This is a genomic window from Nonomuraea sp. NPDC049400, from assembly GCF_044466425.1.
GTDB lineage: Bacteria > Actinomycetota > Actinomycetes > Streptosporangiales > Streptosporangiaceae > Nonomuraea.
The window spans coordinates 1-9,464 of record NZ_JBITMP010000117.1; the positions used below are offsets into that span (position 1 = coordinate 1).

Below are 9,464 nucleotides of genomic sequence, written 5' to 3' on the forward strand. Positions count from 1 at the left end.
TAGAGAACCCTGTGGTTATAGCCCAGCAGGTCGAACTGCTTGAGCCACCACCGGTAGGTGCTGCCGTCGCCGTACTTCTTGCCCGGCACCGCCGGGCCCCACGAGGTGAGCTCGGTGGTGCACTCGACGAGGATCATCCGAGGGTGATGCTGGGCGGCGTAGTGAAGCACGCAGTTGGCCGTGGCGCGGTCGCGTTCTGATCTGGTGACGCGCTCTTCGAATTCGGGGTCGTCGAGGTCGAACAGCGACAGGCCCAGTTGGTATGCCTTCTGGGTGTTGGCCTGCGAGTGGTTGACGCAGCTCACGCCGGCGACAAGGAGATCAGCGGGGGGGAGGTCGCGGGCGGAGTGGTAGTCGGACGATTCCGGGTTGACCAGGTCCGCGATCCAGTGCTCGGCGTGCGGGTGGTTGGCCTCGTGGACCTCGACCTTGTAGGTGTTGTGGTTCGCCGCCATGATCGTGGTGAATCCGGCGAGTTCGATGCCCTGCGTGAGGCCGCCGAAGCCCGAGAACAGATCGACGGCGATGAGCTCGTCGTGGCGGAACCGGCGCCGGCGTACGGCGGGGCGATGTGTCGCAACGCGGTGGGGCTGCGAAGAACGGCGGCTCATCAGCCCTCCTCAGGGAACACGTCGTGGACGTCGGGAGCGTTAAGGCGTCCGCCGCGGCGCAGCATCTGCTGGTCGGCCTCGTAGCGGAGGGCGTCGGCGATGAAGTCCTCCACCGGGTCCCGGTCCTCGGACAGGGCCAGGCGCTGGTGGCCGACCGACTGGTAAGGCCGAGGGCGGGAGGGCAGGTGGCTGAGGTGCCAGCACGTCCACACCGTGTAGCCCGCGGCAAGGGCCAGCCATAGCCAGTCGGCCACGTCCCCGCGGCCGGCCCGGATGTTCGCCACGCTCGCGGCGGCAGTTGCGGCGGCGATCAGGACCCCCAGAAGCAGCCAGAACCACCTCATGACGTGCCCCCGTCCAGCAGCTCAGGCGGAAGCATCCCGGCGTCCGACAGGTAGCCGATGATGACGTCCATCCCGGCATGGGCTCCGAGCTCCATGGCGGTGGAGGCGGCGTTCTGCATGGCGGTCTTGAGACGGTCCACCTCCGCGCGCTGCTCCTGGTAGACGGTGACGCCCGTCTTCTCGATGCCGCGCCGTTCGATGAAGTCGGCCATGATCGCCTCGGCCTGCTTGCGGACGTTGTCCGGTATAGCGGCGAGCATCGTGTCAGCGAGCGGCTCCCGGAAGACGTCGGCCATCCCGGCACCCCAGAACGACCAGTCGAGCAGCGACCAGAGCGGGCCGCCCACGCGCTCGGGGGCGTTCTCGCGGAAAGCCTCGAGTTCTTCGGTGGTCATCGGGTCGCTCACTTGGCACGCTCCTGGTCTGCCTGAGCGGCCCCAGCGTCGTGTCCGTTCCAGAACCCCGCCATGGGGTCGGTGACGCCCTTGACGGTGATCTGGTGGGTTCCAGTCGCGTAGGCGTTGAGAGCGGTCCTACGGCACGGCTCAACGCACACCAGCAAGTACGATCCGACAGGAACCTCGGTGTGCGCCGTCTCGCCCGTCTCCGGGTCGTGCACGGTGACCTTCAAGGGCCTAGGCATCGTCGCCACCCTTCTGCTCCTGAGCGGCCTCGCGGGCGCACTTGTGGGCAGCGATCTTCTCGGCCATCTCCCACACGCTCGTCCCCGCCTCGATCGCCACCATGGACGTCTCGCAGGTGCCGCAGGTCAGCCAGTGATCGCCACCGTCGCCGTCGAAGTAGTCGACGCCGGACCCGGCGGGCAGCACGACCGGCCCCGAACCGTCGTCCTCGGCCCCGTCCTGGTCGTCGTCGCCGAACCCGAGCAGCCCGGCGAGGATCTCGTCTCCGTCGTCGCCCAGGTCGATGACGACCGACCCGCCGTGGCCGCTGATGTTCAGCTCGACGCGGCCTGTGATGTCGTCCCGGCTTGCGTGGTAGTGCTCGGCCTTGATTCGGGTGATCTCGCTCATGCTGCGTCCTTCGGGGAGTCGTAAGGGTGGGGGTAAGGCTTGAAAGGGATCAGGTCGTCCTCAGCGGGCGGGAGCGGCTCAGGCTTCGCGTGGCGGGGGACGTGCGGCTTCCTCAGCAGGTAGTGGCGCACCAGGCGCAGTGCGGCGGTCACGAGACGGCCTCTGCCAGTTCGGCGACGCCGCTGTTCGGGTCCTCCGGGTTGCAGGTGGCCCCGTAGGAGTGGCGGGCTCCCTTCGGGCTGGCCGGCGTGATCGACACGCGCCAGGCCGGTTCGCCGCAGTGGATACACGACCCGTCCGGCGGCTGGCCGTTGGAGAGAGCCTCCCGCGCCGGGGAAGGGACGACCTCGCCCGCCAGCGGCGCCGTACGTCCGCCGAACACGTCCCGGTGGCCGGCCGCTGTCGGCAGGAGAGGGCCGTCCTCGCCGAGCAGCCGCCGAGCCCTGACGATCGACTCCTCCAAGGCGTCGATCACCGAGTCCCGGGACGCCAGCTGTGTCGCCAGCTGGTCACGTGACGCCTTGACCGCGTTGAGGCATTCCAGGTCCTGCGTCAGACGAGAGCGCAGGATTTTCGCGTCCTCATCCGTGAGAGCCGGGCGGGAGAGAGTGTCCGCGTGCATAGGTGCTCCTGTTGCTGGGATGGTTCGATGTGCGCCGCCGCTCACCCCGTCCCCCGATAGGTCGGGGCGAGCGGCGGAAGATCAGGGATGGTCGAGAAGGTCAGAGGGAGAGCCGTGCTCGAACTCGGCGGCGCGGCGGTCGAGGTCCCGCTTCTGCAGGGCGAGGTCGGTCGGGCAGATGCCGCACCGGTCCGGATACAGGTGGGCGCGAGACTCGCAAGAGGGCTCGTCGGCCCGGCACGTGTGGTTGGCCGGCAGCGTCTCCCGGCACCAGTCGCAGAACTTCATGTCGAGGACGGCCGTGATCAGCTCTGCCTCGACCTCCCGCGGTGTCCCGCACGCCAGGCAGACCGTCTCCTCGCCATCGAAGTGGTGAGGCCCTTCCACCCCACAGGCGGTGCACTCGAGGTCGAACCCCGTGACGTTGAACGTCATGACGCCTCCACCAGGTGTTCTGCGTGCCACCGGGCGAGTGCCTCGCGGCGGGCCTCAGCTATCTGGGCGCTGCTCCGCTTGTCCCAGGAGTGGACCAACAGTTCAAGCTCGTAGCCCCAGGCCGGCTCTTCGGTCAGCTCCGAGTTGTGGCCGCGGCAGGTCGGCACCGCATTGTCCGGGTCCGTGATCGAACCCTGGCGGGCGCGGGTCAGCGGTTCGTGAAGGTCGTCGGCCCACTGGCCGCACCACGGGACGATGCAGACCGGGCGGCCGTCCGGGAACATGGCGTTCTTCATCGCATGGCGCTCGCGGTTCTCCCGCTCACGCTTCTTCGACTGCGCGCGCAGCGAGGAGTTCCGCTCGAGATTGCCTGTCTTCTTGAAGCCATTACCGCGGGGCATCGGGGTCTTGCGCTTCAGCTCTGTCTTGGCCTTGAGCGGCGTTTTCCGCTTCGGGGGTCCGCTGCGCTTCATCGGGCACCGTCCGTCGCGTACAGCTCTTTCGCGTTGTTGTTGAGCGACTGCGCGATGGATGCCTGCTTGCCCATGGTCGCCAGGTGGTCTTCGGCGTTCTTGCGCTGCACCTGCGCGGACTCGTAGGGCCAGTACTCCTCGATGCGGGAGTTGATCCAGGCGTCGCGCTCTTCGACCGTGACGTGGCCCTCCGCGCGGCCCACCTTCGGGCAGTCCTCCGAGAACAGCAGCGTCGTCTTGGCGTCCATGTAGGCGCGCTTCAACTTCAGCTCGTAGAAGCGCGTCCGCTGCAGGTTGAGCTGCGCGCGGGCCAACTCGTTGTTGACCTGCTTCAAGTAGCGCTCTGCCTGGGGCGGGGTGAGGATGGCGTCCTCGTCGATGAACTGCGGCGTGGTCTTCGTCTGTTCGGCGGTCATGACTTCGCACCGCCCTTCATCCACCGCTCGTCCTCGGCATCAACGCCGTTGGAGCGCTCGGCCAGCTTCGGGTTGGCGATCGTGTCCTTGACCATCTTGTTGTGGTCCTTGACCTGCTGCTTCGTCATCAGGCCGTTCGCCGCCAGCTCCTCGTCGGAAAGCTTGGAGCGGGACACCGACCCGTCCTTGTTCGCTGGCAGGCCGGTCGCGGTCACCGACTCCAGCGCCTCGGTCCGCTGCTTCACGGCGGCCAGGAGCCGGTTCGCCGTGTCGGAGTTGATTCGCTGCGTCTTCATGGCGTCGATGACGTCCTGCCGGAACGCCCCCACCTGCTCGAGCGGGGCCTCCCCGAGGCGCTTCTCGAACTCGGCAACCCACTCGGAGTCGACGACGACCGCCGCGTCTGCGGCCCGCTGCTTGGCTGGCATCGCGCGCCGGCCGGGATCGTGGACGGCGTTTTCCGCCTCAGGGATCTCTCGCTCCCCGGTAATCCACTGCTCGAGTGCGACGCCGAAACGCTGGGCGGCGTTCCTGATCGCGTCACCGATCAGCACCTTGATGGCGTCATGCTGGTTCGACGGCACCGACCCGTACCCGGGCCTGGTGTGCCCGCACACGGTCAAGCGGATCCACATGCCGACGGGGTTGCCGAAGTTGTCGGTGTCTACCTGAGGGAGGCCGTTCTCGTCCAGCGCGAACGGTTCCCACGTCCACAGCGGGTCCACCTCGAGCAGCCGCTTCGTCACGTTGGCGTGGCCCACGAAGTCGATGTGGATGTGCTTGGGCGAGACGGTGGCGTTGCACTCCGGGCAGCGCTTCCTGATGTGGCTCTTGTTCTCGCATTTCTTGCGCTTGTCCGAGCAGTCCGGGCAGGTCACCCGGGGCAGCAGGCCAATCTGTGCCTCTTCGAACGGCCTTCTCAGCTCGAGCAGCTTCGCGAGTTGCTGCTCGCCAGCCACGCTCACGTGTTCTGCCCCCTTGGGTACTCGTCCTCAATCTCGGCGGGAAGTTCAGGACCGCCGCCCACGGTCGGGCCTACGGTCTGGCCGTCGCCCCCGTGGGCGGCCAGCTCCGAGACGCTCGCCTCCAGCACCGAGAAGTGGCCGTGCTGGAACCGCACGATCAGCCGCTCCTGGTCACCGAGGCGGATCACGTCGTCCATCGACACGTGACGGCCCCACGCCTGGGACAGCCGCTTGGCGGCCTCGTTCAGCGCCAGCCAGTCGCCCGTCATGACGCCGCCTCAGCCGGTTCGTCAAGGACGCGGTGGGCGTATGCCCTCAATCGCGTCCGGCCGAGCTGCTCGGCAACTGCCTTGATCGCGTCATGAAGGTGCTCGTTAGAGCCGCGCAACGTCACCAGGCGCTTGCCCACGTGCTGGTAGGCGGAGACCAGGTAGAGGCCGTTCGAGCTCGTCTTGGGAGAGTGGATCGTCACCGAGTAGCCGTGCCAGTGCAGCGCATTCAGGAAGAACGGGGTGTCCCCATGGCGGAGCGCGTGGGCGATGAGACTGCGGGAGGCGGTCATACTCTCGCTCCTGCCGTCTCGGCGAGACGGGCAGCCTCAGCCAGAGCCGCGAACACTTGGGCGTTCGTCGGCATGTCGGCCGGAGAGTCCTCGTCGTTCAAGGTGCCGTCATGCCAGCTGCCGATCGCCCCGATCAGGTCCTCGATCATCAGGTCGTCCAGGTCGACGTCGACCGGGATGACCCTGATGAGCCGGAGGGCGGCCTCCACAAGCTCTGCGTCCCCGTCTCCCATGTCGTTCGGGTAGACGTTGCGCAGCCCTTCCCAGCACTCGGCTTCCTTGCCGGCGGCCACGGCCATGGCGCCCAGGACACACAGTTCGCCCTGGTGGTTGTCATAGCTGCCGTAGGAGCGGCCATGCTGCTCCAGCAGGCCGATCGCGCCAGTGAGGATCGTCTCCGGGCTCATGCCGACACCTCGCTGTCCTGCTCGGCGGCCAGCACAGCACGCCGCGCCTGGTCGATCAGCCGGTCCTTCTCGTCGCCGGCCTCGAGGGTGAACCAGTCGCACCCGTTCATGGCCCGGTCGATCGCCTCCGTCGGCGGCAGGCCGTGCCGGTCTACGAGGATCGACGCGAGCAGAACCCGGCGCAGCAGGTGCGAGCCCTGCTCCGGGCCGAACAGGTAGCAGGCCAGGGCAAGAGTGGCGTGCTTGTCGATCTCGGGTGTTACGTCGATCTGCTCAGGGGCAGATGGGATGATGGTTGTCATGAGGCTCTGCTCTCCTCTCCCAGAGGTCTGATTGAGCGGGGTCTCGCGGGCCTGGCAGGTCGCATCTGCTGGGCCCGCAGCCGTTTCAGGGGGTGGGCTGCTCGGCGGCGGTCACGCGGCACGCTCCAAACGCAGGTGCCCGTTCTCGGCGATGTAGCGGGTGATGCGGTCCCAGGCGTAGCCCTCGCCCTTCGGCGTGAGCCGCGGGCTGACCGACGTCTCCTCGTGGTCGCCGCGCTGGAACGTCGTCTCCTTCGTCCGCAGCCAGCCGTTCTCGATGGCGTGTGCGGTCGGGTGGTTGTGCCGGACGGTGTTCCCGCGGATCAGCATCTTCAGGTGGGCGAGGAAGTCCCACACCTGCTTGTGTGTGACGGTGACGTTGTGGGTGTGCTTGGCCCACGCCTTGATGTCGTTGGCGAAGTCGCCGACCGCCTTCAGCCCGTCTGCGGCGCGGTGATGGTCGGCCTGCGCTGCCTTCGGCTCCAGTACGGCGATGGCCTGCGCCTGGGCTTCGATCTCGCGCTTCTGGTCGGCGGCGATGCGGGCGAGCTGGGCAACGTGCTCCAGGTCGGTCGGGTCGAACGCGGCCACCTTGCCGTAGCCGCCCGTGCGGCGGATCGACGGGATGACCTCCTCGGCCAGCCAGTCCTGGAACGCTTCCGCCTGGATCTGGTTGCTGCGCATCACCAGCCGGTAGACGCCGGCCTCACTGATGACCGTCATCTCCTGATCGCCGAAGGGGGTCGCGATTCGCGACACCCCCCGGTGACGTGCGGGGACGTGCTTGGCGATCGCGTCACGGGGGTTCGCGTAGCCGAGAAGCTCGGCAACGTCCTTGCCGACGAACCACGGCTCGCCGTCGATCAGCACCGAGCGAATGGGCTGGCCCGTTCCAGGGAACTCGAAGCGCTGCATCTTGCTCACGCTGCCGACTCCCCCACTGTCTTGCCGGCCTTGGCTCGGCGCGCGGCGACGGCCTTGAGCGACATCTCGCTCATGTGGGCTCGGTGGGCGTTCTGAGCGGCGGCGAGGACGTCCTCCTCGCGCACCTTGCCCTCTTTGCGGATCTTGGTGATCCAGTAGGCGAGCGACGTGGGCGACGCCTTGCGTGCGGCCTCCGTGCGCTCAGACCGGTTCGGAGTACGCGCCCAGGACTTGTTTGCCGCGATGGAACGGACCTTGGAGATGTAGGCGCTCTTCGGGGTCGCGGCGAGTTCGTTCGGGGTGGCCATCAGGACGCCCGCCTCACTTCAAAGACGTCCTCGAAACGGACGTCGGGGAAGGTGTCGAGAACAGCGGCGATGAAGAGGCGCCCCGGCTGGAGGTCCCCGTCTTCGATGCGGGCAACGGTGGTACGGCTGACGCCGATGCGTTCAGCGCGGGCGTTCGGAGTCACCAACTTCTTGGCGTTCATCCTCCGGTCCCATTCATCCCTCCGAAGGCAGATGGTGGGACGCGTCTCTTGCGTGGAGTGCATGCACGCACTCTTGCATATTGGAGTGCACGCACGCAACACCTCTGGACTGCGATTTTTTCGGCAATGCGCGCGTGTGCGTGCGCGCACCGTTGGCTGCTCCGAGAACAACCGCCTCAGCAGCACTGACAGCAGCAAATACCCGTGTTAGGGTGCGTGCGTGCACACAACCGAGTGGGACCGTGACCTGCTACGGCAGACGCTCACCGAGATCATGAACCGCGCCAACCTCAATCAGGCCGCGGTCGGGCGACTCGCTGGGCGCGACCGCACCATGGCCAATCGCTGGCTCAAAGGGCAGCACCAGCCCAACTACGAAGCAGCCCTCAACTTCGCCCGAGCGATCGCCCTCAAGTACCCCCACCTTGCCCCGCTCAGCGAAGAGTTTCTTCGGGCCGCCGGCTACCTGGCGACTTCTGACGTCGATGGCGAAACCTCTCCCCCGCCAGCCGGAGATCCCGCTGACGCTGTGCATGCGCTCGCCCTTCTCAGGAAGATCGCCGAGCAACAAGAGAAGACCATTGGCGACATCCTTGTGGAGCGCGGCCTGGCAACCCCTGAGGAGTTGACGTTGAGCGAGCAGAAGCGCGGTGACCGGCTCATCAAGGACATCCTCGAATCCGATCTTCCCGACGAGACCAAGAACATCCTGATCATGGATTACATCGCCACCCGCCGACATCATTTCCGAGAGCAGGGCCTCATCGCGGACGCTGAAGAACCGGAAAAGAAATAGCCGCGAGGTCGTGTAAACCTCGCGGCTATTTCGCGCGTCAGTGTGGACCATTCGAAACGATCGGCCACTGCCCCGAATCGCTTCCTCGTTGAGCCGCTTCCGCGGCGGCGTCATGCTGGGCCAGGGCATGGCCTCGCCACTTGGCGGTCAGTAGCCACCGGTCCGCGGTCAACACGTCCCGTCTGAGCTGGTCAGCGTGCCCAAGGGTGGCTATTTCCATCCGCTCGGCGTGCTCCCCGATAGCCGCGCGTATCTCCTGGATGCCTTCGTTGAACGCGGCCCTTCCCGCCGCGGTCTGGTGCGCCTCCCGAGCCCTGGTCAGGGCGTCTGCGATGCAGACCAGGACTCCGCCACTGGCCACGACCGTGGCCATCCCAATCGCCAGATACCAGTGCAGGCTTAGTTCGGCCTTCGCAGCGAGGGCGGTGGTGACCCAGAGCGCCGCGGCCGTGCTGCCGATGATCCAGCGGGTACTTCCGACTTTCACGTCCACCCCTTCGTGGCCGATGACGCAGATGCGGCGGCCATACTGCGCTTCCCTTTTCCCGAGGCTCTCGCGGCAGTCCTTGCACTTTAAAACAACGCGACTCTATACGGAACAGGACAGAAGTCTTTTTTCGGTTCAGCAATATCGAGAACCACCACGGAGGGTGTGCACCCTCACGGACAGTCACTACCGCCATGGCCAGCGTGCCGGTTATGGTACGTTGTGCCGGAAATGCCCCATTTATGGGGTAAGGCTTATGTCACCAGAGAGGGAGTGTCCACAGGCAGGAGCACTCGTTGAGCACCTCCGCTTGTTCGCGAAAAACCCTCATATTCGGCGTGACGCCCGCAAGCCCGACCAAGTGGCAGCCGCGGCGGTCTGACCGCAACCCACCACAAGGCAGGCCGCCTTCCAAGGTCGCCGTTGGACGGCTTAAGTGTTCAGTACACAGGTTCGCGCTCCCCTGCTTAGACTGTCCCTTGCACACCGATGGCGCGTCGCTAAGAGCTGGTTAAGCCGTTGATCGGTGTCGCATGAAGCCGTTCACGGATCGCTTATCACCGCAGGTGAAGGGGGCCATCGCCGCAACCGAGGCA

General features: G+C 66.5%; 19 protein-coding genes. 1 reads left to right on the forward strand and 18 read right to left on the reverse strand.

The features are described from left to right. From ACIBVN_RS59940 to ACIBVN_RS60020, 17 genes are all read right to left on the reverse strand, one after another. A partial coding sequence (locus ACIBVN_RS59940) for a DNA cytosine methyltransferase (RefSeq protein WP_397151722.1) occupies positions 1 to 611 on the reverse strand: 611 nt, incomplete at its 3' end. Next, entirely contained in the window at positions 611 to 955 is a 345-nt protein-coding gene (locus ACIBVN_RS59945) for a hypothetical protein (protein ID WP_397151724.1), read from the reverse strand. The genes ACIBVN_RS59940 and ACIBVN_RS59945, both read right to left, overlap by 1 nt. Beyond that, entirely contained in the window at positions 952 to 1,362 is a 411-nt protein-coding gene (locus tag ACIBVN_RS59950; RefSeq protein ID WP_397151726.1) for a hypothetical protein, read from the reverse strand. The genes ACIBVN_RS59945 and ACIBVN_RS59950 overlap by 4 nt, the downstream gene beginning before the upstream one ends. After that, the gene (locus ACIBVN_RS59955; RefSeq protein WP_397151728.1) at positions 1,359 to 1,598 is read right to left on the reverse strand and encodes a hypothetical protein; all 240 of its coding nucleotides are present in this window, start codon (positions 1,596 to 1,598) and stop codon (positions 1,359 to 1,361) included. Before ACIBVN_RS59955 ends, ACIBVN_RS59950 begins: the two co-directional genes overlap by 4 nt. Further along, positions 1,591 to 1,989: a hypothetical protein gene (locus ACIBVN_RS59960; RefSeq protein WP_397151730.1), complete on the reverse strand. Its 399-nt coding sequence runs from the start codon at positions 1,987 to 1,989 to the stop codon at positions 1,591 to 1,593. Before ACIBVN_RS59960 ends, ACIBVN_RS59955 begins: the two co-directional genes overlap by 8 nt. A 148-nt stretch (positions 1,990 to 2,137) precedes the next feature. Next, positions 2,138 to 2,611: a hypothetical protein gene (locus ACIBVN_RS59965; protein WP_397151731.1), complete on the reverse strand. Its 474-nt coding sequence runs from the start codon at positions 2,609 to 2,611 to the stop codon at positions 2,138 to 2,140. Between the two features lie 81 nt (positions 2,612 to 2,692). Continuing rightward, the gene (locus ACIBVN_RS59970) at positions 2,693 to 3,046 is read right to left on the reverse strand and encodes a hypothetical protein (protein ID WP_397151733.1); all 354 of its coding nucleotides are present in this window, start codon (positions 3,044 to 3,046) and stop codon (positions 2,693 to 2,695) included. Beyond that, positions 3,043 to 3,519, reverse strand: coding sequence for a hypothetical protein (locus ACIBVN_RS59975; protein WP_397151735.1), 477 nt, complete (start codon positions 3,517 to 3,519; stop codon positions 3,043 to 3,045). Before ACIBVN_RS59975 ends, ACIBVN_RS59970 begins: the two co-directional genes overlap by 4 nt. Continuing rightward, positions 3,516 to 3,935 (reverse strand): hypothetical protein, encoded by a 420-nt coding sequence (locus ACIBVN_RS59980; protein WP_397151737.1) that lies wholly within the window; start codon positions 3,933 to 3,935, stop codon positions 3,516 to 3,518. The genes ACIBVN_RS59975 and ACIBVN_RS59980 overlap by 4 nt, the downstream gene beginning before the upstream one ends. Further along, complete coding sequence (locus tag ACIBVN_RS59985; RefSeq protein ID WP_397151739.1) at positions 3,932 to 4,900, reverse strand: hypothetical protein; 969 nt, start codon at positions 4,898 to 4,900, stop codon at positions 3,932 to 3,934. The genes ACIBVN_RS59980 and ACIBVN_RS59985 overlap by 4 nt, the downstream gene beginning before the upstream one ends. Next, positions 4,897 to 5,169 carry a hypothetical protein gene (locus ACIBVN_RS59990; protein WP_397151741.1) on the reverse strand — a complete coding sequence of 91 codons (273 nt, stop codon included), beginning with the start codon at positions 5,167 to 5,169 and terminating at the stop codon, positions 4,897 to 4,899. Before ACIBVN_RS59990 ends, ACIBVN_RS59985 begins: the two co-directional genes overlap by 4 nt. Further along, positions 5,166 to 5,462 carry a hypothetical protein gene (locus ACIBVN_RS59995; protein ID WP_397151743.1) on the reverse strand — a complete coding sequence of 99 codons (297 nt, stop codon included), beginning with the start codon at positions 5,460 to 5,462 and terminating at the stop codon, positions 5,166 to 5,168. Before ACIBVN_RS59995 ends, ACIBVN_RS59990 begins: the two co-directional genes overlap by 4 nt. Continuing rightward, positions 5,459 to 5,869 (reverse strand): hypothetical protein, encoded by a 411-nt coding sequence (locus tag ACIBVN_RS60000; RefSeq protein WP_397151744.1) that lies wholly within the window; start codon positions 5,867 to 5,869, stop codon positions 5,459 to 5,461. The genes ACIBVN_RS59995 and ACIBVN_RS60000 overlap by 4 nt, the downstream gene beginning before the upstream one ends. Then, a complete protein-coding gene (locus ACIBVN_RS60005; RefSeq protein ID WP_397151746.1) occupies positions 5,866 to 6,171 on the reverse strand; it encodes a hypothetical protein in 306 nt (101 codons plus the stop codon). The genes ACIBVN_RS60000 and ACIBVN_RS60005 overlap by 4 nt, the downstream gene beginning before the upstream one ends. 111 nt (positions 6,172 to 6,282) lie before the next feature. Next, entirely contained in the window at positions 6,283 to 7,086 is an 804-nt protein-coding gene (locus tag ACIBVN_RS60010; RefSeq protein ID WP_397151756.1) for a phage antirepressor, read from the reverse strand. Positions 7,087 to 7,091: 5 nt separating this feature from the next. After that, the gene (locus tag ACIBVN_RS60015; protein ID WP_397151748.1) at positions 7,092 to 7,403 is read right to left on the reverse strand and encodes a hypothetical protein; all 312 of its coding nucleotides are present in this window, start codon (positions 7,401 to 7,403) and stop codon (positions 7,092 to 7,094) included. Further along, positions 7,403 to 7,585 (reverse strand): hypothetical protein, encoded by a 183-nt coding sequence (locus ACIBVN_RS60020; protein ID WP_397151750.1) that lies wholly within the window; start codon positions 7,583 to 7,585, stop codon positions 7,403 to 7,405. The genes ACIBVN_RS60015 and ACIBVN_RS60020 overlap by 1 nt, the downstream gene beginning before the upstream one ends. Positions 7,586 to 7,805: 220 nt before the next feature. On the opposite strand from ACIBVN_RS60020, the gene ACIBVN_RS60025 reads away from it, so the two are divergent. Next, positions 7,806 to 8,381 carry a hypothetical protein gene (locus tag ACIBVN_RS60025; protein ID WP_397151752.1) on the forward strand — a complete coding sequence of 192 codons (576 nt, stop codon included), beginning with the start codon at positions 7,806 to 7,808 and terminating at the stop codon, positions 8,379 to 8,381. Positions 8,382 to 8,418: 37 nt separating this feature from the next. Here ACIBVN_RS60025 and ACIBVN_RS60030 read toward each other — a convergent pair whose 3' ends face one another. Beyond that, on the reverse strand, positions 8,419 to 8,874 hold the full coding sequence (locus ACIBVN_RS60030) for a hypothetical protein (protein ID WP_397151754.1): 456 nt from the start codon (positions 8,872 to 8,874) through the stop codon (positions 8,419 to 8,421). Positions 8,875 to 9,464 lie beyond the last annotated feature (590 nt).